Source organism: Ruegeria sp. CDSC025 (assembly GCF_059610805.1).
This window is the reverse complement of sequence record NZ_JBXWOJ010000016.1, coordinates 1-22380: the sequence shown is the minus strand read 5'-3', so window position 1 is coordinate 22380 and position 22380 is coordinate 1. Positions and strand designations below refer to the sequence as shown.

Sequence of the window (22380 nt, the reverse complement as noted above, 5' to 3'; positions counted from 1 at the left end):
AATGTTCGAATTGGCCCTCAGAAAACCTCATGCTCTAGACTTTAAGCTAGGGCCTGGCGGTTTGTCCCCCTTTTCCCCTTCCGTCCGAAGTCGCAGCCCGAGACGACTTTGTACGACACCGCCGAGCGATGGGAATGAGATTGACTAAAAAAACGACGCCAAAATACGGCGCAATTCAACAGAGGAGACTATCATGAGAAACAAGCTAAAGGCATTTGGTATGGCAGCGGCGGTAGGTATCTATGCGATGCCCGCATTCGCGGCGGAAGAGGTTAAAATCGGTGTGCCGTCTTGGACCGGGGCGCAGGCAATCGCTCATCTTCTGGGTGCCGTTGTTGAAACGCGCATCGGCGGGACGGTTGAATATGTGCCCGGTAACAATGCAACCATCTTTCAAGCCATGGATCAGGGCAAAGGTGACATCGACGTGCATCCAGATGTGTGGCTGCCCAATCAGGAGAGCTTTACCAAGAAGTATGTCGACGAGGCCGGTACGGTAACATTGTCCTCGAACCCCTACGAAGGCAATCAGGGTTTTTGCGTCAGCAAGGACTTTGGTGAGGCCAACAATATAACCGACATAGCTGATCTGGGCCGCCCTGATGTCGCCGCCCTGATGGACAGCGATGGCAACGGCAAGGGTGAGATGTGGATTGGCGCCCCCGGCTGGGCTTCGGCCAATGTGAACGAGGTGAAAACGCGCGACTACGGTCTGCTTGATTTCATCGAGCCCGTGCGTGCAGAAGAAAGCGTGAAGACCGCGCGTATCAAAGACAGCATCGCCAAAGGCGAGGGCTATGCCTTCTATTGCTACAAGCCACACGCGGTCTGGTACATGTTCGACGTTCAAATGCTGAGCGAGCCGACGTTCGACCCGGCAAAATACGTGATGGTGCAGCCATCGGACGATCCGGATTGGTATAGCAAATCCAGTGTAGCCACCAAAGACGCCCTGAAGAACGTCCAGATCGCATGGTCTAATACGTTGCCAGACCGCTCACCTGCGATTGCTGATTTCTTCGCGAATTTCGCATTGACTGCGGATGATGTCAGCGGTTTCGCCTATGAGATCAGCGGCAAAGGTCGCGATCCGGCAGAGGTTGCCCGCGAATGGGTCGAAGCGAACCCGGATCGCGTCGACGCTTGGCTGGGTCTCTGATCCCACTTCCAGAAACAGGGTGGCGGCATCTGTTGGCGCCACCCAAAAGCAGATCTCTGGAGGACCTATGAGCGACGACACCGTTATCGAAATTTCGAATGTCTGGAAAATTTTCGGAGGCAGACCCGAGGTGGCGCTGCAGGCGATCCGCGACCGCGGGTTGGACAAGTCCCAAGTGCTGGCCGAATACAACTGTGTTGTCGGTGTCGCTGATGTCAGCCTGTCGGTAAACCGGGGTGAGATTTTTTGCATCATGGGTCTGTCAGGCAGCGGTAAATCCACCCTGGTTCGCCATTTCAACCGATTGCTGGAGCCGACAGCTGGTAAGATCGAAATCGAAGGCACTGATGTCATGGCCTTGGGGCCAAAAGAGCTTCAGCAGTTTCGCAACAACAAAATCGGTATGGTGTTTCAGAACTTTGCGCTGATGCCGCATCGGTCGGTGTTGGATAACGTGGCAATGCCACTGGAAATCCGACAGGTCAGCAAGAATGAACGCATGCGTCAGGCTGCTGCTATTCTCGATATTGTCGAACTGGGTGCCTGGGGGTCAAAGTTCGCACACGAGCTGTCCGGTGGCATGCAACAACGTGTGGGCCTGGCCCGCGCCTTGGCCGCCAACCCCGACGTGCTTTTGATGGATGAACCGTTTTCGGCCCTTGATCCGCTGATCCGGCGACAATTACAGGATGAATTCATCCGGCTGAGCAAGATTCTCAAGAAGACTACGATCTTCATTACCCATGACCTTGATGAAGCCGTCCGCATCGGCAATCGGATCGCCATCATGCGGGACGGCAAGGTGGTGCAGATCGGGACAGCCGAAGACATTGTCATGAACCCCGCTGATGACTATGTGGCTGATTTCGTTGCAGGTATTTCACGCCTCAAAGTGGTGCGCGCCCATGCGGTCATGCGGCCAATTCCAGAACATATTGCGGCCCATGGGCCGCTATCGGCGGATGCCCCGCGCGTGAATGAAGACGAAAATCTGAGCACGCTGATCAATCTGGCGATCGACAACAGTAGCGCAATCCTTGTGGAGGACGGCGGCGTGGATGTTGGCGTCATAACCCGTGCCGATCTGTTGCGCACCGTGATCGAAGGGACCGAAGTGTCATGAGCATTTCTGATGTGAACCCGCTGGAAGATACCGAAAGCGAAGCGGCCCTTGCCTATGCCGAAGAGCGGCGTGAAAGCATTCGCACATTTGTGCGCACCAGCCCTGACTACTATATCCGTAATTTCGACAAGATTGGTGCATCGTCCCGCTTTACACCAACTTTCAATCTGATGGCCGGATTGTTTGGTCCGGTCTGGTTCGGTGCGCGAGGTCTGTGGTCATGGGCGTTACCATTTCTGATCCTCGAAACTATAGCCTTTGTGCAGATTGCGCGAGGGTTGTTCGGCGATCTGGCAGCCGAGGCAATGGAGCGTATTGCATCGATTGAAGGGACGCTTGAACTGCGCCGTCAGCAATTGGCGGCGGCTATCGAAAACAATTCGGACAAGATCGATGTCTATCAGCGAACGGTGGACTCGCTTGAAGAAAACATAGGGGGTATCCGTGCCGAGGCCGAGGCGATGGCAGCTGAAGGTCCTTACATCATTCTAACCGGCCTGATCATACTGATCATCATCAAATTCATACAGTCGCAGGTGGCGAACTGGGCGCTTGAGGCGCGTTTCTCGGAGTGGCTATCGGATCGTTCGATCCGTTCGGCCATGCCGGTGTCGCAGATCGTGTTCAGCGCAATCTTCATGGCGTTAATCGTCGCCGCGGCAATGTTGCATTACAGCTTCCCAGGGCGCTTTTCACTGCTTAGCCATTTTCCGACAGACCCAAACATCCGCCTGACCAGTATCACTTGGGTAGAAGATTTCATCGCCTGGTGCGTACGCAACAGCGAGACCTTCTTTGATGGGCTGACATTCGGCATCCGCACTCTGTTGGATGCGCTAGAGGTCATACTGGTTCAGACGCCATGGATCGTGATTGCGAGCTTGATTATTCTGCTGACCTGGCTGACAGCGGGCATCAGCACGGCGATCTATTCGGGCGCATTTCTGGCCTATATGGGCCTGCTGGGTTTCTGGGAAGGTGCCATGACGACGCTGGCCTTGTTGGGGACAGCGGCGTGTCTGTCGATTGTTATAGGAATTCCGCTCGGCATGTTTGCTGCCCGTCGCCCACGGTTCTATGCGTTTATCCAGCCGATCATGGATTTCATGCAAACCATGCCAGCCTTCGTGTTCATGGTGCCTGTGATTGCGTTCTTCGGCGTTGGAAAGCCAGCGGCGGTTGTGGTCACGATGATTTTTGGCGGCACACCGGTGGTACGATTGACCGTTCTTGGTCTGCGTGGTGTACCAGAAAGCGTGCGCGAAGCAGCTATTAGTTTCGGTGCCAATAAGTGGTACTTGCTCACTAAGGTAGATCTTCCATTAGCAAGCCCATCGATCCGCGCGGGGATCAACCAGACGATTATGTTGTCGCTGGCGATGGTCGTCGTGGCCTCGCTGATTGGCGCCAAGGGGCTGGGTGAGGACGTGCTGGAAGCATTGCAATATGCCAATGTGGGCCAAGGCATCCTCGCCGGGTTTGCGATCCTTTTCTGCGCCATGATCCTTGATCGCATTGTACAGGGTGGGCGCAAATGACACCTGTCGTATTCGTCCATGGATTTTTGGGCGGCAGTCGACAATGGTTAGGGCAAGTCGAAGCCCTGGCCGGTTTCAACGTCGTAGCCTTGGACTTACCGGGATTTGGTGAGAATGCGCATCTCGAGGCCCCTACCAGTATTGCTGGATTTGCCGAGTGGGCGCTGTGCGAATTAACCGGGCGGGGAATTGAGCGATTTATCCTGATCGGCCATTCAATGGGCGGGATGATCGTCCAAGAAATGGTTACCCGCGCACCCGAACGTATCGACCGGTTGGTGCTTTACGGCACCGGAACGATTGGCATTTTACCCGGCCGGTTTGAGACGATCGACACTTCAAAGCGCCGGGCCAATACAGAAGGACCAAGAGCCACGGCCAGACGTATTGCGGCAACCTGGTTTCTTGATCGGGGAAAAGCTGCGGCCTATGAGGACTGTGCTATGATTGCAGAACAATGCAGCCTGCAAACCATGCTAATTGGGCTCGACGCAATGGAAAGTTGGAGCGGCGCCAAACATTTGGCGGATATCATGACCCGTACGTTGGTGATTTGGGGTGACCGGGATCGGACCTATCCATGGAGCCAAACCGAACAATTGTGGCAATCAATTCCCGACGCCAACCTCGCCGTGATACCTGGATGTGCTCACGCGACGCATTTAGAGAAGCCGGGGCTCTTTAATTCGATACTGCGAGATTTTTGTACCGCCTGACAGCTTGTCTGCAGCCAAAATGTTAGAACGACCGCTGTCGTGACCAATACCGGTCTTTCCCGGATAGTGTAGATATTGCTGCGAATGGGTATGCACGGGCAGCAAACGCCGGTTTGCAACGCTGTATTTCAGTAATCCGCTCGGTTGTAGAATGTCTCTTATGGGCCGTTCTGCCACGATGCTAGTTCTGCGAAACTGGCAGATGCCGCGCCGCATCTGAGGTCGGCTCTGAGCCCAAAGTCACGAATGCTGAGCTTTGCGTATCGGACAGCTCCCATGTCTACGACCCCGGAACTCACCGCCTATATTGCGGCAGGCGGGCAGTTGAGCGGCATCTGCGGAAATATAGATGGCGACAGCGCACCAGTGACCGTTGATTGCGAAGCTTGCCGCATCAGCAACACGTCCGTTCTGATTCAAGACAGTTGTCCACGCTTCGTACAGACCACAGCAACGCGAACTTTCGAATTTATCGCCAAGCGCGTTGCCGAGCGCAATGATCTCGATCCCGCGCGTTTGACCCGCGACCTGCCTCACGCCTGATTTCATTACCTTCTATTGAAATCAAAGATGCCCGTATCCCGCTGGATGCGGCGCGATTGTGCTTGGAGGCCACTAAATGACTATTACCGATACACCTGCGCTGTCCGAGGGCGGCGCAAACAAACTCTACTTCGCGGCATGGCGCTGGCATTTTTACGCTGGTCTTTATGTCATTCCAATCTAAGCAAATTGATTGTGACACATCCTACTGCGTAGAATCAGGGCCTGACGGTTCCTGACCAACCCGCAGCCTTCATTGCACTGATCAGCTCTTGAACTGGCTGCGGGTCTACAAACACTCGAGCCTTCAGTGCTTCGAGAGGGAAGCTTGGCCAAGTGTCCGAAAATACTTTTGCAAGCCGCTGTGCCTCTGCTTGTTCTCCGTTCCTCCAGTGGGCTGCCATAAGGTAAGCTGCGGAAATTGGTCCGAACGGCCCACCACGCGATATTGTTTCATCAAACGTCCTGATTGCGGCAGCATAGTCTCCCGTATGGAACTGAGCCGCACCCAATGCATTGTCAAATACAAGTCCCCCTCCTTGTGAGGCCAGGACTCTATATCGCGCTGATTGAGACAAAACTCGTTCGAAATCAGATGTATAAAGGGAAATCAAGGCATCGAATTCAGCAACATGTGAATCATCGGGTGCCAAACCTACGGCCCGTTGGGATAATCGAACTGCGCTATCGTAATTGCCCACCCCAAATTCAAACCAGGCTCGCGCTGAAAGCGGCCATGCTGCATCCGGAGCCAATTCCAAAGCATAAGCACTATTCTTGTCGGCCGCGTGCAAAAACTCATCAGAACCGGGATCGCCAGATTTCATGATGGCGAACATGGTTTCGACCTGAGAAGCGCCAGCATACCCCCCGTAATAAAACGGATCTCGTTCAGTTGTTGTTTGAAATATCAACAACGCTGGTTGAAGGCCTGCCAAATCTGTAACCGGAAAAATCAGATCCCGGCCAGCGTTGCTTAGGTTCATTGCTTCGACGCGGGCTGGCGACACGTCGTAGATCGCAGCTTTGCCAGTTATTGGAGCAACAGATTGCGAACCGCGGCCGATCAGAACACCAACTAGAATACCGGCTACTAGAAGTGAAAGCGAGATAACGACTGCGTAAGCCTGCCGCCTTCCGCGTAATGGTTGGCTGCGTCGATTGGAGCCTGGCAAAAACTCGGGTGCGTAACTTCCGACAGGCAATGAGATTACCAATTCGTCAGCAATCCCCTTACTTTCATAATAAGCTTGGAGTTTTCGCCGAACACGTCCCGCATCCACACGTACGACGCCTTCGCGTTTCAATAGCTCATCCGCGTCGTATCCATAAACATCCATCGCAATGGTTTTGGCGCGTATCTGTTCGGAACGACCCTCGAGCGATTCCATCACAACATAAGACAGAAAAGACCGCATGCGGGCGGACCCTTTGAATTCATCTGACTTCTGAACCCTATCCAACGCATCGCGCACCTGCTCGGCCGAGAACTGTTGAATGTCATTCTGTTCCTGATCGTCCATGCTGGCGGTCAAAGAACTATCCTTTCGCAATAAGGGTTTGGCGCCATGGTGCTACGGTAGCATGCGGCTTTGTACGTTCAATACATTTTCTGTTGGGTGCATGCTTGGCAAACGAATGCCTGAAGGGCGCTGCCAATGACGGATGATGAGTTCTTTGAATCCCAATTTCCCGAAGCGGGTCGCCTGCTGCGGGACCTGCGGGCAAAAGACCAAGAGTTTGATCGAATTTGCCGCGACTACAAAGAGGTCTTCGCCGAACTGGCGGTGCCGCCAAGGTCGCAGTCTGTTCTTCAGATGCGCTATCTCGCCGATCTGGCAGAAAGCCTTTCGGACCTGCGCAGCAGTATTGACGGACGGCTGGAGGCGCATGGCCTTGATTCGGAATCGGTACGGAACAAAGATTTGGAGGTTTGACATGAGACTTAGATACATTTTGCCTGCGTTGTTGATTGGTGCCGGCTCCGCGCTTGCTCAGGAAACCCCGATTGTTCATGACGGCGAGTTCGAATTCCTTCGCGCGCAGTTTGGTGAGGCATGGGATGCGCAAGACGTTGAAGTCGACGCAAAGCTGACCGAAATTCGTGCGGCCAATGGCGGCAAGCCTCCTAATTTCCTCTACATCTTGATCGATGATGTAAGCTTTGGTCAGATGGGTGACCGCAAGATGAATTACGTCATGGGGATCGAGACACCCAGCATCAATCGGTTGGCTACCGAAGGCATGTCGCTGATGCGCATGTATACCGAACCCTCTTGTACTCCCACACGTACCGCCATGCTGACAGGGCGCCACCCGATACGCGCCGGTGTCGAAGAGGTCAAAGTGGCTTTGGTCGGAGAAGGTCTTCCGACCAGCGAAGTGACACTGCCGGAGATACTGAAACAAGTCGGCTACAATACGGCGCATATCGGCAAATGGCACCAAGGTGACATTGAGCAATCGTACCCACACAATCAAGGATTCGATTGGGCCGCATTTCCACTACACCAGCAAGTGCAGCTGAGCCTCATGATCCCCGAGGCAATGAGGTCCAACGCCATGCTCGGTTACGTGCCCGAGGGGCAGAACAATCAGTTCCTGCTGGATGAGCGCTTCAAGCCATATGGTCTTGTCACCGGTGTCGAGGCCGAAGCCGGTGGGCCCGCCCTGGAAGTAGACATGTCAGCCGGTGAGGTTTGGACGCAGGCCAAATATGAAGAGATGAACGAACGATATCAACGGCAGGCGCTGGAGCAACTCGAACGTGTAGCCTCCGAGGATGCGCCGTTCTTCTTGCAATACTGGCCGCTGTACCCGTTGAACTTCGTCTACCCGGATCAGGCAATTTCACGAAATGGCGGGTTTCATGCTGACAAGCTGCAACTGCTTGATGGATGGATTGGAGATCTCTTGGCCAAGCTTGAAGAAACCGGCACGGCGGACAACACAATTGTTGTTCTGATGGCAGATAATGGTCTGATGTATCATTATGAAGGCTCATCCGGCCTGAACCAACTAATCTATCGCGGAGGCAAAACTCAGCATCTTGAAGGCGGAGTAAGAACCGACGCGTTCATTCGTTGGCCCGGTGTGATCGAACCCAACAGTGCAGCTGGCGACATCGTTCATGTTTCAGATATCTTCACCACAATGGCGCGAATTGCCGGAGCCACCGCCTTTATCCCAAGGGACCGTGTGATAGACGGCATTGACCAGACGGCGTTACTGTTGAACGGCGAGGGGAACGGTCGGCGCGACTATGTCTATGTCTACGAAGGTCCTGTCTTGCGCTCGGTCGTTAAACAAGAATTCAAGATGCACCTTCCTGCCCCTGGTCAACCCGGCGCGGCTGCTCCAACCTATAACATCTATCGGGACCCTCGTGAGGAACACCCGTTGGTTGGCTACTCGCTTTGGGCCGGTGCATCTTTTCAGGATATGATAAAGCGCCACCAGAAGATGATCGCCAAATATCCACATTCAGAGATCGGCAAAGGTACCCCCTATGAGGGCATCGAAAACCTGCGTCCGGAAACTGAACTGACCCGTGATGTATTCATGAGTTGGCAGTGACGTCGCAAATTTAAGTAAATATCTGAATATAACGATGTTACAATTGGTTAACGCATCAAAGATCAAACACCGAAGCTCGGCTTCAAACCTGGGGGAGACGGAATGAAACTACAATGGCTTCTGGTTTTTTGTGCAGGCGTTACGGCACCACCTTTGCAAGCGCAGGAAGACCCAATTCAACACGATGCCGAATTCTATATTCTGCAGGCACAACATGCAGAACAATGGGCACAGGATGATACCGCTGTTGATGATGCTCTGGCCGCTTTTCGTGACGGTAACAATGGGCAGCCCCCAAACATAGTCAGCGTTCTGATCGACGATATGGGCTTCGGCGACATGGGCATCCCCGAGCTAAACGCTGTGCGAGGTTATGAAACGCCGAATATCAACGACTTTTCCGATCAGGCGATGCGAATGGTGCGCATGTATACTGAACCTTCGTGCACGCCGACCCGCGTGGCACAAATGACCGGGCGGTTGCCCGTACGCATGGGTATGGGCGACACAACGGTGGACATTGCCGGGTTTGGCTTACCGGAAAACGAGGTCACCTTGGCCGAAATTCTGAAACAGGCGGGTTATGCGACCAGCCATGTCGGCAAATGGCACATGGGCGATATCGCCGAAAGCTGGGCGATGAATCAGGGTTTTGACTATGCCCAGCACGCCATCCACCAACAGGGCCAGCTGACGATCTTCAATGATGATGCGATCAAAGAACAGGTCTCGGTCGCGATCCGTGACTATGACGACAAATATACGCTGGACGGCTGGTTCCGGCCGGACTCTGCCGCGATGATGACAGTCATCGAAGGGGAAACCGGCGGGCCCATCCGCGAAATTCGCATGGAAACCGGCGAACGCTGGAACGCTGCGAAGTACGATGAGATGAACCAGGGGTTTCAGGACAAGACGATGGAAGAATTGGATCGCCTAGCAAGTGGTGAAGACCCGTTTTTCTTACAATACTGGCCGATGATCCCGCTGGACAACACCCGTGCCGGGCGGTCGGGGCCAGAGAGCGTTAATGGTGGCCTGTATGTGGACAAAATGCAGTTGCTCGATCAGTGGTTGGGCGACTTGTTCGCGCGGCTGGAAGAGTTGGGCTTGACGGAAAACACTGTGGTTGTGGTCATGGGTGACAATGGCCATTTCACCAAATACGCGCCGCAATCCGGGTTCACCCCGCTGATCTATGCTGGCGGCAAAGGTGACACGACCGAAGGCGGTATCCGAGTTGACGCCTTCATCCGCTGGCCCGGTATGATCGAGGCTGACGGGTTGCTTAACAGCATCATCCATGTCTCGGACCTCTATACCACTTTGTCGCGCTTTGCCGGAGCAGATCAGTATATTCCGCGGGATCGCCTTGTGGATGGGGTGGACCAGTCGGCCGCCTTGTTGTTCACCGATGAATCCAAATCTCGCCGCGATCACGTCATCGTCTATTCGGTGAACAAGCCCGAGGCGGTCGTGAAAGACCAGCTAAAGCTGAAACTGCCGGGACCAGGCGAAAGCGCCATTCTTGCAAAGTTCTTTGATCTCTATCGGGACACGCGCGAAGAATACTCGGTCTCGACCGAGGTTGGCGCCTGGGGAGGGCAGGAGTTCGCACGGATTTTGGGCCGCCACATGGCCCGCAAAGAAAAATTCCCCGATACCGCGCCCGCCTATGGCGTGCCCTATGAAGGGATCGAGAACATCCGCCCCGAAACCCAACAGGCAGTTGAGGCTTTCATGATCAAGCGCGCGTCACCACAGAAGTAAGCCTAATCCTTCGCAATAAACCTGTGAAGGACTGTGTTAATCAAGGTCGAGGGTCACAGCATGTTTGGTAGCATAATATTCGCACTGGGATTGATTGTGTCTCTCGGCATCGGGTTTGTCTATTTTCGCGATCTGGGCGACGTCTCTCAAATGCTGCTGAAGGTAAAGCGCGAGAATATGGTGCGCTTTATCCGCAATGAATATCGCCTGATCGGTATCGGACTTGGCGGGTTTGCAGCGGCAACACTTGCGCATTTCCTTTTGGGCGGTGGCCCTTTCTGGCTTTGGCTCATAGCGGCTGTGCTTACTCTTCTTCTTTATGGGTTTCCCTACGTTTGGGTGCATTTGGGTCTAAGGAACCAGCTCAATGACGCACAGTACTTTCCAATTGAAGAAGCCCGCAAATATGTCGGACCAACTGCGCCTGTCATAGTCATCGAAAACAACGGCCAAGCGCGCGCGCACCCGGATGCGCAGATTATGCGCCCTCATCTGGCCGGGAATGTAGATGGCTTGGGTGGCGAAGACGTGGTCATGACCTACTGCGCTATGGCCAATCTGGGTCAGGGTTACATTCCGCGAATAGAAGGACGACGGTTGAATCTCGAGGTTTTGGCCCAGCATGGCAATAACCTAATCCTGCGCGATAACGACACGGGCGAGCCGATCCAGCACATCTATGGTTTCCGCGAGGCGGACCGCGACCCTAACTCCGACGGTCCTGCCTGCCCCCTTCGACCCGAAGCGCAAATGGAGCCCTGGCCAACCTTTCGAATGACGTTCCGCGGGTTTCAGAAGGCCTATCCTGACGGTGAGGTATTTCTGAACAAGCCATCCCCGAACCCATTTTTGCGCCTGCTGGATATGATGACCGAGATCACGTTTGGCTGGGGCATCGGACGCCAGCATCAGGAAGACGCGCCCGTGATGGACAACATGGATCGTTCGGACGATCGGTTACCAAATAAAACCTACGTTTGGGGAATTACGATCGGTAAGGATGCGGTTTGCTGGACTGATGATTTCATCGTCGAGAACGAGTGGATCGTGAATTCCAATGTCGGCGGACGAGATGTCGTGGTCAGCTTGGATCCAAAGTATGAAAGCCTAGGCGTTTGGTACAACGACTTTGGTCAACCTGTGAGCCATTGCGATTTTTGGGGCCATTCAGATCAGGGTCAGCTAAAACGTGTCGAAACCCTGCGCGCAGGCGCATTCTGGCATGTCTGGTCCGAGTTCTTCCCGAACACTGATATTAATCGTGTCGGCAGCGGTTCCATGGCAACCGAAGGAGCTGTAGAATGAGGCCCATGGCTAAACAACCACAAACCAAAGACCATTTATTCAAACTTGATTGTTTGACGGGAGGGACAGAATGACTTCGTCAATTTGGGTGAAAAGCTGCGCTTGCGGAGTAGCTTTTTTTGCATCTTTGGCCACAGTGGCTTCGGCTCAACAATCCGATTGGTCATATGAGGCCACAATCTACCTGTTCATGCCGGAAACAGAGACTACATTGGACACACCTTTGGGCACTCTGGACGGTACGCTCAGCTTTTCGGATGCGTTGGAAAACCTCGATTTTGCCTTTATGAGTGCGTTCTCGGCCACCAACGGACGTTGGCTGATACTTGCAGATTACAACTACACAGACTTATCTTTCAGTAACAGCGCTCCTGGACCTGTCGGCTCGGGTCTGGAGACATCATTTACCACACAATACCTAAGTGGCTATGTTGGCTACAGAGTGTATGAAGCGCCAACTATCACCGTTGACGTCGCCGGGGGTTTCCGGTGGTTCAGCACTGAAACGGAATTTACCCTTCTACCCGGCGCGGCACCGGGGCGCACAACAACGGCAGATGATAGCTGGACCGACCCTGTCATCGGCGCCAGAGCACGGGTACAGTTCTCGGATAAGTGGTCGGGCTCCGGTTTTGTCGACTACGGAGGCTTCCGCAGCGACAGTGAAACCTGGCAGATTCTGCTGACGGCAGATTACGCAATCAACGACAGGTGGCTGATCCGCGGTGGCTATCGCTATATCTCATTCGATCATGAAATCAACGGCAACGATTTTACATTTGATCAGTCGGGGCCTGTGCTAGGCGCGACTTATCGGTTCTAAAATTCTTTGTTGGCGAACCCGAGACAAGGTTGTGATGTTACGAACGTCGTTTGATTGGCGCGATTCAATTGTAAAAAGGTTTAGAGAATCAAATTCGCATGTGCCCTCAGATTTGTTTTCGTGCCTGGCCCCAGATCTTGACCCCCGGCATCGATAGCTGGCTGGAGTTTGTTGTAGCCATAGAAATCTAGCAATGAATGAGACAAGTGTGAGGTAGCGATTCCACTGTCGACCGCGGAGTGAGAATTCACCTAGACTAGCTTTCGCAATCGCAGCGAATGTCTGAAATGCGGGCTGCTAACGCAGTATTTCAAAGGGCTGATGGATGTCGGCTATGGGCCGTTCAAATTGATGGCGAGTGGTTCTTGAACCGAAATGCTGCGCTGCACCCAAGGTCTTGAAAGAGCCCACACCTACCAATGCTGCGCACGCCACAAATGGGGGATAAGTTCACTAAGCTCCCATTGTCAATCAAACGAACAAACCTTGGTCGCCCTTCTCGACACTGCGATGTGGATCATTTCTGCAACTGCGTCAGCGTAGAGCCTGACGCATTCAACGGCGATTGAACCCCGAGCATCTGATCATCGAATGGTCCTAATCCATGGCCACTTCCAACGTTGGGCTTTGACCCGCCAGTTCCCTAACCACATCGCGCAAAACTGTTTCAAAGCGGCAAAGAGCTTCAGTTCTGTCCTGCGAGACGGGGTATAACAACCCGAATGTCATCCATTTTTCGGGAACAACCGGCACCAGGATCAAGTTTTCGAGACCAAACTGAGCTGAGACCAATTCATCTGCGATAGTTATACCTGCCCCTTCTGCAACAAGTGAACACGCCAGTTGGGAAGACGCAACTTCGCAAGACTGGCCAGGAGAAACGCCAGCAGAATGAAAGATGTCATCCAGTTGATCTCGCAGTAACAACCCCTGCATCAAACGGATGATAGGTTCATTCACAAGCTCAGTCGCTGAGAGTTCCTGTCGTTTGGCAAGTTTGTGATCTGCAGGCAGGATCGCCTGTGCCCGAACTCTCAATAACGGTTGTGTGCGAATTCCCGGATGTTCAACGGGCAATGCTCCAATACCGATGTCGTATTCGCGCCCTGCTAACCACTTTCCGGCTTCGCGCCGTGCCCGGACATCCAGGCTGATGTTGATGTCAGGATGTTCTTTGAAAAACCTCGCTACTGAGCGGGCCGATAAGGTTTGCGCTATTCTGGGCATCGTGACGATGCGCAGTGATTCCGTTCGCCCAGCACGAATTTCCGCCGCGATCCTGGGCACTTCATCCAGATTTTCCAGAATTCGACCTGCCTCGCGGTAGAATGCGAACCCTTCTGGCGTAGGGGTAAGGTTGCGGCCGCTTCGATCAAATAATGTAAGCCTTAGTTCTGCTTCCAATCCCGATATCAATCGGCTGACAGCGGGTTGGCTCAGGTGCAATATTTCCGAGGCGGCAATCAGAGAGCCTTCGGACAACGTGATACTGAATGCGCGCAAAGCTTTGATGTTCATTCACCAAGTCTTTCGTTTTTTGCAAGAGTAGATGTTATCTTTGCATTTTTATCAACACCCAAACTTAGATAGTTTAGGGTCGAGCTTATGGGAGGACCCGATGAAACGCAGAACACTACTTAACGCGGCCATTGCCGCCGTTGCCGTAGCGACAACAGCCGCAGCCAGCTTTGCTGCCGACTGGCCCAAGCGCCCCATCAACCTCATCGTGCCGTACAAGGCCGGTGGTGGTACAGATGCTTATGCACGTGCCATCTCGGCGGCAGCCGAGGGCATATTGGACGTACCAGTTGTAGTCGTGAACAAGCCCGGTTCGGGCGGTCTGAACGGCGCCAACTCGGTCGTCGGTGCGCGTCCGGATGGATACACGATGATGATGACGTCGGGTGGGTCGTTCCTTTTGTCGACCATGACGCGGGACACCGACATTGACGCATTGGAAAGTTTCAATTTTGTCGCTCAGGTCGGTAAGTTGCAGACATCGCTGATGGTGCCAAAGGACAGCCCATTCCAAAGCGTGCAAGACGTGATCGACGCGGCAAAGGCTGATCCAGGATCGCTTCGTTGGGCGCATTCGGGACGCGGCGGGTTTCACCATGTTGGCGGCCTGGGCTTTCTGGCCAACAACGGCATCGAGGCACAGGATGTACCATTCAAAGGTGGTGGTCCGACCCGTGCAGCACTAATTGGCGAACAAGCTGATTTCGGTTTCCTTGGCGTGCAGCAATTGGCTGGTTTTGAGGATCAACTGCGCGCGCTGGCGGTCAACAGTCAGGACCGCGACGGGATTATGTCGGACGTGCCATCATTTGGTGAACTAGGGATACCCTTCGCTGCCGTATCGTCCCCGGTGATTGTATTCGCACCAAAAGACACGCCGCCCGAGGTGGTTGCGGCCATGGAAGACGCACTGGAACAGATCGCAGCGAAACCTGAGTTTGCCGAACTTCTGGCCTCACGCGGAACCGGCCCGGTCTATCAAAACGGCGCAGATGCCAAGGCAACACTTTCGGCGATGAAAGAAGACGCCGCGCCTTTGGTGGATAGCCTGACGAACTGAGACTGACAGGATCAGGTGGCGATATCGCCACCCGATCTCTCTCAACGACCAATGTGTGACGGAGGGAATTATGCGTGCTTATGCCGAAGGGCTTGTTCTGGCAGCCATTTCATGTGTTGCCATCTGGAGTGCCTGGCAAGTGCCAGCGGCCTCGCCCGGTGATACATGGGCTGGCATTGTGCCTATTGCTGCAGCTGTTGCGCTGCTTGCTCTGTCCGGATTCCTGATCATCGGGGCCACACGTCAGAACGCAGGTGAAGCACAAGGCGAACCCGACAATGGGGCCACGCTTGAGATCATCGGCCTTTTCATCATTGCGCTGATCTATCAGCAATCTTTCCGATGGTTCGGATACCTTGTTCCGACTGCGATTGTTGCTCCGCTGGTTCTCTACATTTTTGACGTCCGTAGTCGGACCGGATTGGCGCTATCAGTCATTCTGTGCCCGCTGGTCTTTCACATCATTTTCTTTGTGCTGCTCGGCGTATTCCCACCCTATGGCGAGGTCTTTGATCTGCTGAACTGGATTCAGGGGTAACAAAATATGGAAATCTTTCCCGCTCTTCTTTCGGTGATTACAGATCCGATGCTGCTTTTCGCCATCGTATTGGCGGCGTTTGTTGGCATGATCGTGGGTGCGACCCCCGGACTGACCGCATCAGCCGCCATCGCAATGCTGTTGCCGATCACTTTCTATATGTCGCCCCTTTTCGCCTTGGCGTTTCTTTACGTGATTGGCAAATCCGGACGCTATGGTGGATCAATCGCGGCCATTCTGTTCAATACGCCGGGCACAGCTGCCAGTGCTGCCACCCAGATCGACGGCTATCCGCTGGCGCGCGCGGGAAAGGCAGGAAAGGCGATGAAGGTCGCCACCATCTCTTCAGTCATTGGCGATCTGATGGGGGATATCATGTTGGTCATCGGTGTAGGGTTCATCGCGTCCATCGCATTGAAACTGGGACCGCCGGAAACCTTTGCAATCTATTTTGCCGCTTTTGTTGTGATTGGATCGGTAATCGGCAAATCCGTAGTCAAAGGACTGGCGTCGGCCCTTATGGGAATTCTGGTCGCCATGGTTGGGCTTGATCCGATTTCGAGCGAGGAACGCTACACCTTTGGCTCCTTCGACTTGTCCAATGGCATTGGACTGGTTCCCCTGATGATCGGTGTCTTTGTTCTAGGCGAAGTATTTGCCCAATTGGAAGAACGTCGGAAAACCCATGGTGAGACTAAAGAGAACGACAGCACGCAAGACGGCAATGATCTGACCTGGGAGGAATACAAACCCTGCCTGCCGCACGCCTTGCGTGGTGGCTTTATCGGGGCAGGTATCGGCGTCCTGCCGGGGCTGGGCTCAGCGATTGCCGCTTTCATATCCTACGGTGAAGGGAAGCGCCGGGCGAAGAACCCCGAGCAATGGGGCAAGGGCGCATTGGAAGGTGTCGCAGCACCCGAAGCAGCAAACAATGCGGTTTCCGGCCCATCTATGGCTCCCCTGTTGACGTTGGGAATACCGGGGTCGACCATTGGCGCCATTCTTCTGGGTGTCTTCCTGATCCATGGCATTCAGGTTGGACCAACACTTTTCCTGACCGACAAGGAATTGGTCTATAAGCTGTTCGCGTGCGGTATGCTGGGGATCATTGCGTATGGCGTGATCGGCTATTTCGGGGCGACGCAAGTGGCCCGGTTGATCCAGAAGATCCCGACCAACGTCCTCTATCCGATGATCTTCATGACCGCCTTTGTCGCCGCCTATTCGGCACGCGGGTCGATGTTCGACGTGACCGTGATGACCGTGGCAGGGTTTGTTGGTTGGCTGATGCGAAAGCACGACTTTAACATCGCCGCCTTTGTCATCTCATTTGTACTGGCAAAAGGCGCCGAAGAGACCTTTCGCCAATCGCTTTTGATGTCGGATGGGGGCGCACTGATTTTTGTCGAGCGCCCAATCGCGCTGGCTTTCATAATCATCGGTGCAGGCGCGATAGCATTCCGCATCCGGGGTATCCTGAAAGACCGAAAGCTGACGCAGGGAGGGCTGGGTGATGCTTGATTTTGGCCTTTACCGCGACTGTTTCTCGACCCTCGACATGCGCGTCATTTGGTCAGAACACAGCACGATCTCAGCCTGGTTGAAGGTTGAGCAAACCCTGGCTCGATGTCAGGCCGAGGCGGGGCTTATTCCTAATGATGCAGCCCGTGCGATTGAGGCTTTGTCGCCTCAGATGCTCGACAAGGACCAAATGCAGGCGGACTTGTTGATTGTGGGTCGACCTATTGTTGGGCTTATTCAGCAGATGCGCGAAGCGCTTGGCGATCATGCGAAGTACTTTCATTTCCGTGCAACGACGCAAGACATCATGGACACAGCTCTTGCAATGCAAATGAAGGCTGGACTCACAGAGGTCGGTCTGGACTTGCAGCGGCTCCTTACATTGCTGGATCAGCAGATCGTTCATCATGGGGGCACGATGATGATGGGGCGCACCAACGGCCAGCACGCCGTTCCGATGTGCTTCGCCACCAAACTGCAGGTCTGGAAATCTGAGCTGGTGCGTCGACAGAACGCAATCGATGACGCTGCGTTGCGAGGGGTGAATGTTCAAATCGGAGGACCAGTTGGGGATCTGAGAGCCTATGATAATGATGATGGGTCACAGATCAAACGTGCTGTTGCACATGCGTTGGGACTGGGCGTCATCGACCCGCACTGGCAAAATGCGAGGGATGGAATAGCGGACATCGTGACAGCGCTTGGTGCACTGTGTGCAACCATTTGCAAAATCTCACATAACGTGAATTTGTTGTCCTCAACCGACATTGCCGAAATCGCGGAAACTCATGAAACGGGTCGGGGTGCCTCATCTGCAATGGCGCATAAGCAGAACCAACGGGCGTCAGAATTTGGCGAGGCTGTCGGAAGACTGGGACGTCAACGCGCCGAGCAGATTGGTGAATTGACTTTGCACCAGCATGAGCGTTCCGGCGGTGTGTGGATTGGTGAGTGGATTGTGGTGCCAGAGGTTTTTCTTTTGACATCCGGGGCCGTCCATTGGGCCGAAAAACTATTTGGCAAACTTGAAGTCGACACCGATTCAATGCGGCGAAAGCTACCGGAAGCGACAACAAACACTGAAACCTTAGTGCATTGAAGTAACCTCTCGGGGTTGTGGGCGCACCGGCTCTTGCAGAGATTTATTAATTGTCATTATTGACAATATACTTTGAATAGTTATTTGTCAGATGTGACAATAAACGAGAGAAGCGATGCCCCGTCCCAGTCTTAAAGACCAGCGATCAGAACAGATTCTTGATGCATATCTCACATGTGTGTCCCGTTTCGGATTGGAGGGGGCTACCCAAGAGCGCGTCGCGACTGAGGCAGGTGTCAAACGACCCATCCTGCGTCATTATTTGGGCAACAAGGACGAGATGACCGGGGCCCTTATAAGCCATGTCGTAGACAGGTTTGCGCAGGCGACAACCGCCCTTCGGGACGCGTTGGAACCAACGGGCACAACAGCTGATCTGATCGATCTGCTGTTTGATAAATCTGTCCCTAATGATCCGCGCGTAATGCTGGCCTACCAGTCGCTTGTCACATCCGTCGCCAATCATCCGTCAATGCGACAACCCCTTGTCGACAGCTTGGAGCAGTTCTTTGAGGTGATTGAAGTCGTGTTGAAACGCGCCTTTCCGAACGCCCCTCCTGCCCAGATCCGTGCCGTTTCGCAGGGGATTTCCGCAACATATGTGAACCTGGATTCGCTGACCCCGCTAAATCCGCCCGAGGTCTGGCGCGAAGAGCTGAAACAGGCTGCAACGATCCTTGCCGCCAGTTTGGAGCCGAACGTATGAGCACCCGACGCCTTGTCAATCATATGGCATTACCAGTTCTTTTGGTTGCGGCTGTGCTGGGGCTCTACTGGGTTTGGGGCCTGCTGTTTCTGTGGTGGATGGTGCCATCAGTTATGACCGGCCAGACCGCACTTGTATTTGATATATCGCGCGAACACGATCCGATCCTTTTCTGGGCGGTAGCTATCTTTTGGGCTGTGTTCGGCCTGATGATGATCGCGGCCAGCCTATTTCCGACCTACGCCATCTGGCTTGTTTAAGAGGTTGCCATGACCCAAATGTACCACCGCCTTCCAGTTGACGCCTATACGTCGCAAGACTGGTTCGACCGCGAGCAAAGGCAGATCTTCTCGCGCACTTGGCGCTATGCCGGGTTGGCCGAAGACGTGCCAGGGCCCGGTCATTTTGTGTCGGTTCAGGCGGGGCTTAACAACATCTTTATCGTGATGGGGCGCGATCACCGTTTGCGGGCGTTTCATAACATCTGCCGTCACCGTGGCACGCAATTGATCCGGGCCGTTGGGAAAACACAAAAGGCGCTGACGTGCCCCTATCATGACTGGACATACGACCTGGAGGGCAACTTGATTTCTGTTCCGGATGAGGCAAAGGAATACCCCAATGGTGTCGACAAATCCTGCCTCAGCCTCAAACCCGCCAGTGTGGATATCTGGCGCGGTATGCTCTTTGTGCATCCTGATCCGAATCCGCCAAGCCTTGCTGAATGGTTTGGTGCGGTTGATCCGCTGTTGGGGCCACACACGCCGGAAGACCTGATGGAATATTCCGATGCGCGGCAAAGCTATGAGATCAAGGCCAACTGGAAGATCGTGGTTGAAAACTATATCGACGTCTATCACCTGAGCCATCTTCATTCGAATACGCTGCACATGTATGATCATGCGCGGGCGGAATACGGCTGGAAAGGTCCGCACTATCACTTCTGGGAACCGCCAGCGCCAGATTATGCCAAGGATTTGGAGAAAAACCTGCCTACACCACGGGCAATACCAGAACCCCATATTGGGGCCTGGGTGCCAATGCTGTTTCCCGGTATCGGGCTTGGCGCGGGCGAGGATAGCTGGAACATTTTCATTATCACGCCCTTGGGTCCTGATCTGACGCGCGTGGAAAACCGCACCAAACTGGCGAATGCCTCAGGGTGGGAATTTCAGAAACAGGAATGGAGCAGTTGGAGTTTCTGGAAGGATTTCGGCGGCCCAAAATATCCTGACAGCGACGCAATCGGCGAAGATGATCCTATGGCGTCAGGTGATTTCACAGCCGAAGATATTTACGCCTGTGAGCAACAGCAAAAGTCTTTGACCAGCCCGTTTTTTGAAGTCGGTCCTGCCGCCAACGGAGAAAGCCCGGTTGTCAGACACCAACAAGCAATCCTGGACTTCCTTGCGACACAAGAAGCCGAAACTTAGCCAGATGCCTTGGGTCAATATCGGATCACTCCTTCAATTGCCCGGTCGTACACTTCCATCCACTCCGCCAAATTTGGAAAGTAAATGAAACGCATTCTTGCAACCTTGATCGGTACGATCCTGGCAACCGGACTGGTCTTGGCCAACCCGTCAGACGAACCCAAGGACCTGGCGGCGCGCTATCTCAAAGCTACAGATGAGGCAGCGATCGCCGCAACGTGGAAAGACTGGCACCCGAAGGCAGTACATACTGTCACAATCAAATTCGGGCTTGGACAGCCAGATGAGACGTTTTCCTATCCGGTGGCCGATTGGGAAACACTTCCTGATTGGCATCAGGATACCACATTGGCCGACGCGATGCAGGGATACAGGGAAACAAGGCGCGGTGCGCCCACGTTTTCCTCGGAATCCACCGAGGGCGGCACGCGTGTCATCGCCAAGACCAGTATTGATTACATCTGGGACGACACAACTGGAACGATGAACCAGACGGATAGGTTTTTCATCGTCTCCCAAGCTGGTCGGCTGGCAATCCGAGCACTCGACACCACGTTTGATTATCGTTGAGGAAACCATGAACCCAGATTTCTTTTCCCTGAAAATTTCTGAAATCCGGCCTGAGATCAACGGCAAAGCCACAAGCGTGACCTTTGATCTACCGACCAGTCTGGCAGAAACCTTTTGCTGGCAAGCCGGTCAGCATGTCACTCTTCGATTCCACCTCAACGAGAAAGAGCAACGCCGCAGCTACACCATTTCCAACCCGCCGGGTGCCCTTTTGCGCATCACGGTAAAACGGGTGGCCGGTGGGCTGGTGTCCAATCATATCGGAGACCATCTAAAGCCCGGCGATACGGTCGATGTCATGCCGCCATTCGGTCAATTTTCCCTGACGCCGGACCCGTTGAAGCGTCGCACCCACTATTTCTTTGGCGCAGGCAGTGGCATCACGCCGCTTTTTGCAATGATCAACTCTGTCCTCGAAAAAGAACCTCATTCAGTGGCTCATCTGATTTATGGCAACGCCGATGGCGATTGCATCATCTTTGGCGAAGAATTAGACATATTGAAAACTGATCATGTCGTCCGGTTCACATTGCGCCATGTCCTGTCTGCACCCTCGCTGTGGAGTTGGTCCAGCTCGTGGCGAAAAGGTCGCGTGGATGCAGATGCCATTGAGGTCGCCATGACGGAAACCCCGCCTGTGGCGCAAGATGTCCAATACTGGATTTGCGGACCCGGAGCTATGAATACGGACGTAAGCAACGCGCTGATGGCACTGGACGTACCTGCGAGCCGAATTCATATGGAAAGCTTCGGCGGGGCTACAGTCACAGCCTCCAGTGTGACGGGTATCGCCGCCAATGCACAAGTTGAACTGGGCGGGGCGACACACGAGGTTCCTGTGGCCGCAGATCAAACGCTACTGAATGCAATATTGTCGGCGGGCTTAACACCACCTTTCAGTTGCCAGTCCGGAGTATGCGGCGCCTGCAAAGCGCGTCTAACAAAAGGTCAGGTCCATATGCATGCTCGAATGGCCCTTGAAGACAGCGATGTCACCCGAGGAGATATATTAACCTGCCAGAGTATCGCTACCTCAGATAAACTGAGCATTAGCTTCGACAATTAGAGGCGCGGTTCTAGGGTCAGGACTCATAGCCAATAGATGACGAGAGCTGCGATGGCGATTGCTGAGAGGAAGACCTTCGGGCACCTGTCGTAACGGGTTGCCACACGGCGCCAATCCTTGAGCCTGCCAAACATGATCTCGATCCGGTTGCGGCGTTTGTATCGGCGCTTGTCGTACTTCACCGTTGTCTTGCGCTGCTTCCGACCGGGGATACAAGCGCGTATCCCTTTGTCTTGCAGCGCTTCTCGGAACCAATCGGCATCGTACCCGCGATCTCCGAGTAGCCAATCGACATTCGGTATGCCGCTGAACAGAG

Annotated in this window: 22 protein-coding genes; 19 read left to right on the top strand and 3 right to left on the bottom strand. The window is 54.0% G+C overall.

The window, feature by feature from the left end; genetic code table 11:
- The first annotated feature begins 193 nt into the window (after positions 1-193).
- From AC2FH8_RS17980 to AC2FH8_RS17960, 5 genes are all read left to right on the top strand, one after another.
- Positions 194-1159: an ABC transporter substrate-binding protein gene (locus AC2FH8_RS17980; protein ID WP_142639707.1), complete on the top strand. Its 966-nt coding sequence runs from the start codon at positions 194-196 to the stop codon at positions 1157-1159.
- A 67-nt stretch (positions 1160-1226) separates the two neighbouring features.
- A complete protein-coding gene (locus AC2FH8_RS17975; RefSeq protein WP_271952026.1) occupies positions 1227-2282 on the top strand; it encodes a quaternary amine ABC transporter ATP-binding protein in 1056 nt (351 codons plus the stop codon).
- Positions 2279-3820 (top strand): ABC transporter permease, encoded by a 1542-nt coding sequence (locus AC2FH8_RS17970; RefSeq protein WP_271952028.1) that lies wholly within the window; start codon positions 2279-2281, stop codon positions 3818-3820. Before AC2FH8_RS17975 ends, AC2FH8_RS17970 begins: the two co-directional genes overlap by 4 nt.
- Positions 3817-4536, top strand: a complete 720-nt coding sequence (locus AC2FH8_RS17965) for an alpha/beta fold hydrolase (protein WP_271952030.1) — start codon at positions 3817-3819, stop codon at positions 4534-4536. The genes AC2FH8_RS17970 and AC2FH8_RS17965 overlap by 4 nt, the downstream gene beginning before the upstream one ends.
- A 276-nt stretch (positions 4537-4812) precedes the next feature.
- Entirely contained in the window at positions 4813-5079 is a 267-nt protein-coding gene (locus tag AC2FH8_RS17960; protein WP_281995970.1) for a hypothetical protein, read from the top strand.
- Between the two features lie 218 nt (positions 5080-5297).
- Here AC2FH8_RS17960 and AC2FH8_RS17955 read toward each other — a convergent pair whose 3' ends face one another.
- Positions 5298-6602 carry an adenylate cyclase gene (locus AC2FH8_RS17955; protein ID WP_281995969.1) on the bottom strand — a complete coding sequence of 435 codons (1305 nt, stop codon included), beginning with the start codon at positions 6600-6602 and terminating at the stop codon, positions 5298-5300.
- 135 nt (positions 6603-6737) lie between these two features.
- Between AC2FH8_RS17955 and AC2FH8_RS17950 the strand changes: the two genes are divergently transcribed.
- From AC2FH8_RS17950 to AC2FH8_RS17930, 5 genes are all read left to right on the top strand, one after another.
- On the top strand, positions 6738-7016 hold the full coding sequence (locus AC2FH8_RS17950; RefSeq protein WP_496679028.1) for a hypothetical protein: 279 nt from the start codon (positions 6738-6740) through the stop codon (positions 7014-7016).
- A gap of 1 nt (position 7017) precedes the next feature.
- The gene (locus AC2FH8_RS17945; protein WP_496690406.1) at positions 7018-8655 is read left to right on the top strand and encodes a sulfatase-like hydrolase/transferase; all 1638 of its coding nucleotides are present in this window, start codon (positions 7018-7020) and stop codon (positions 8653-8655) included.
- Between the two features lie 102 nt (positions 8656-8757).
- On the top strand, positions 8758-10425 hold the full coding sequence (locus tag AC2FH8_RS17940; protein ID WP_142639690.1) for a sulfatase-like hydrolase/transferase: 1668 nt from the start codon (positions 8758-8760) through the stop codon (positions 10423-10425).
- A gap of 60 nt (positions 10426-10485) precedes the next feature.
- Positions 10486-11730 carry a DUF3179 domain-containing (seleno)protein gene (locus AC2FH8_RS17935; protein ID WP_142639689.1) on the top strand — a complete coding sequence of 415 codons (1245 nt, stop codon included), beginning with the start codon at positions 10486-10488 and terminating at the stop codon, positions 11728-11730.
- A gap of 70 nt (positions 11731-11800) precedes the next feature.
- Complete coding sequence (locus AC2FH8_RS17930; protein ID WP_496690405.1) at positions 11801-12553, top strand: outer membrane protein; 753 nt, start codon at positions 11801-11803, stop codon at positions 12551-12553.
- 597 nt (positions 12554-13150) lie between these two features.
- On the opposite strand, the gene AC2FH8_RS17925 is transcribed toward AC2FH8_RS17930, so the two are convergent.
- Positions 13151-14071, bottom strand: coding sequence for a LysR family transcriptional regulator (locus AC2FH8_RS17925; RefSeq protein ID WP_496690404.1), 921 nt, complete (start codon positions 14069-14071; stop codon positions 13151-13153).
- Between the two features lie 100 nt (positions 14072-14171).
- Here AC2FH8_RS17925 and AC2FH8_RS17920 point away from each other — a divergent pair, with 100 nt between their 5' ends.
- The 9 genes from AC2FH8_RS17920 to AC2FH8_RS17880 all read left to right on the top strand — a co-directional run bounded on the left by AC2FH8_RS17920 (position 14172) and on the right by AC2FH8_RS17880 (position 22064).
- Positions 14172-15131, top strand: coding sequence for a tripartite tricarboxylate transporter substrate binding protein (locus tag AC2FH8_RS17920; protein ID WP_496690403.1), 960 nt, complete (start codon positions 14172-14174; stop codon positions 15129-15131).
- 70 nt (positions 15132-15201) lie between these two features.
- A complete protein-coding gene (locus AC2FH8_RS17915; RefSeq protein ID WP_496690402.1) occupies positions 15202-15669 on the top strand; it encodes a tripartite tricarboxylate transporter TctB family protein in 468 nt (155 codons plus the stop codon).
- A 6-nt stretch (positions 15670-15675) separates the two neighbouring features.
- The gene (locus AC2FH8_RS17910) at positions 15676-17190 is read left to right on the top strand and encodes a tripartite tricarboxylate transporter permease (protein WP_496690401.1); all 1515 of its coding nucleotides are present in this window, start codon (positions 15676-15678) and stop codon (positions 17188-17190) included.
- On the top strand, positions 17183-18289 hold the full coding sequence (locus AC2FH8_RS17905; RefSeq protein WP_496690400.1) for a lyase family protein: 1107 nt from the start codon (positions 17183-17185) through the stop codon (positions 18287-18289). Before AC2FH8_RS17910 ends, AC2FH8_RS17905 begins: the two co-directional genes overlap by 8 nt.
- A 115-nt stretch (positions 18290-18404) precedes the next feature.
- Positions 18405-18995, top strand: coding sequence for a TetR/AcrR family transcriptional regulator (locus AC2FH8_RS17900; protein ID WP_271952836.1), 591 nt, complete (start codon positions 18405-18407; stop codon positions 18993-18995).
- A complete protein-coding gene (locus AC2FH8_RS17895; protein ID WP_496690399.1) occupies positions 18992-19255 on the top strand; it encodes a hypothetical protein in 264 nt (87 codons plus the stop codon). Before AC2FH8_RS17900 ends, AC2FH8_RS17895 begins: the two co-directional genes overlap by 4 nt.
- A 9-nt stretch (positions 19256-19264) precedes the next feature.
- On the top strand, positions 19265-20428 hold the full coding sequence (locus AC2FH8_RS17890) for an aromatic ring-hydroxylating oxygenase subunit alpha (RefSeq protein WP_496690398.1): 1164 nt from the start codon (positions 19265-19267) through the stop codon (positions 20426-20428).
- 84 nt (positions 20429-20512) lie between these two features.
- Positions 20513-20998, top strand: coding sequence for a hypothetical protein (locus tag AC2FH8_RS17885; protein ID WP_496690397.1), 486 nt, complete (start codon positions 20513-20515; stop codon positions 20996-20998).
- Positions 20999-21005: 7 nt separating this feature from the next.
- On the top strand, positions 21006-22064 hold the full coding sequence (locus AC2FH8_RS17880) for a 2Fe-2S iron-sulfur cluster-binding protein (RefSeq protein WP_496690396.1): 1059 nt from the start codon (positions 21006-21008) through the stop codon (positions 22062-22064).
- 23 nt (positions 22065-22087) lie between these two features.
- Here the strand turns inward: AC2FH8_RS17880 and AC2FH8_RS17875 are convergent.
- A partial coding sequence (locus tag AC2FH8_RS17875) for a transposase (protein WP_496690395.1) occupies positions 22088-22380 on the bottom strand: 293 nt, incomplete at its 5' end.

What these genes read in the sequence shown, in the direction of transcription:
- AC2FH8_RS17980 (WP_142639707.1), top strand. Translation starts at nt 194, where the DNA reads ATGAGAAACAAGCTAAAGGCATTTGGTATGGCAGCGGCGGTAGGTATC.
- AC2FH8_RS17975 (WP_271952026.1), top strand. Translation starts at nt 1,227, where the DNA reads ATGAGCGACGACACCGTTATCGAAATTTCGAATGTCTGGAAAATTTTC.
- AC2FH8_RS17970 (WP_271952028.1), top strand. Translation starts at nt 2,279, where the DNA reads ATGAGCATTTCTGATGTGAACCCGCTGGAAGATACCGAAAGCGAAGCG.
- AC2FH8_RS17965 (WP_271952030.1), top strand. Translation starts at nt 3,817, where the DNA reads ATGACACCTGTCGTATTCGTCCATGGATTTTTGGGCGGCAGTCGACAA.
- AC2FH8_RS17960 (WP_281995970.1), top strand. Translation starts at nt 4,813, where the DNA reads ATGTCTACGACCCCGGAACTCACCGCCTATATTGCGGCAGGCGGGCAG.
- AC2FH8_RS17955 (WP_281995969.1), bottom strand. Translation starts at nt 6,602, where the DNA reads ATGGACGATCAGGAACAGAATGACATTCAACAGTTCTCGGCCGAGCAG.
- AC2FH8_RS17950 (WP_496679028.1), top strand. Translation starts at nt 6,738, where the DNA reads ATGACGGATGATGAGTTCTTTGAATCCCAATTTCCCGAAGCGGGTCGC.
- AC2FH8_RS17945 (WP_496690406.1), top strand. Translation starts at nt 7,018, where the DNA reads ATGAGACTTAGATACATTTTGCCTGCGTTGTTGATTGGTGCCGGCTCC.
- AC2FH8_RS17940 (WP_142639690.1), top strand. Translation starts at nt 8,758, where the DNA reads ATGAAACTACAATGGCTTCTGGTTTTTTGTGCAGGCGTTACGGCACCA.
- AC2FH8_RS17935 (WP_142639689.1), top strand. Translation starts at nt 10,486, where the DNA reads ATGTTTGGTAGCATAATATTCGCACTGGGATTGATTGTGTCTCTCGGC.
- AC2FH8_RS17930 (WP_496690405.1), top strand. Translation starts at nt 11,801, where the DNA reads ATGACTTCGTCAATTTGGGTGAAAAGCTGCGCTTGCGGAGTAGCTTTT.
- AC2FH8_RS17925 (WP_496690404.1), bottom strand. Translation starts at nt 14,071, where the DNA reads ATGAACATCAAAGCTTTGCGCGCATTCAGTATCACGTTGTCCGAAGGC.
- AC2FH8_RS17920 (WP_496690403.1), top strand. Translation starts at nt 14,172, where the DNA reads ATGAAACGCAGAACACTACTTAACGCGGCCATTGCCGCCGTTGCCGTA.
- AC2FH8_RS17915 (WP_496690402.1), top strand. Translation starts at nt 15,202, where the DNA reads ATGCGTGCTTATGCCGAAGGGCTTGTTCTGGCAGCCATTTCATGTGTT.
- AC2FH8_RS17910 (WP_496690401.1), top strand. Translation starts at nt 15,676, where the DNA reads ATGGAAATCTTTCCCGCTCTTCTTTCGGTGATTACAGATCCGATGCTG.
- AC2FH8_RS17905 (WP_496690400.1), top strand. Translation starts at nt 17,183, where the DNA reads ATGCTTGATTTTGGCCTTTACCGCGACTGTTTCTCGACCCTCGACATG.
- AC2FH8_RS17900 (WP_271952836.1), top strand. Translation starts at nt 18,405, where the DNA reads ATGCCCCGTCCCAGTCTTAAAGACCAGCGATCAGAACAGATTCTTGAT.
- AC2FH8_RS17895 (WP_496690399.1), top strand. Translation starts at nt 18,992, where the DNA reads ATGAGCACCCGACGCCTTGTCAATCATATGGCATTACCAGTTCTTTTG.
- AC2FH8_RS17890 (WP_496690398.1), top strand. Translation starts at nt 19,265, where the DNA reads ATGACCCAAATGTACCACCGCCTTCCAGTTGACGCCTATACGTCGCAA.
- AC2FH8_RS17885 (WP_496690397.1), top strand. Translation starts at nt 20,513, where the DNA reads ATGAAACGCATTCTTGCAACCTTGATCGGTACGATCCTGGCAACCGGA.
- AC2FH8_RS17880 (WP_496690396.1), top strand. Translation starts at nt 21,006, where the DNA reads ATGAACCCAGATTTCTTTTCCCTGAAAATTTCTGAAATCCGGCCTGAG.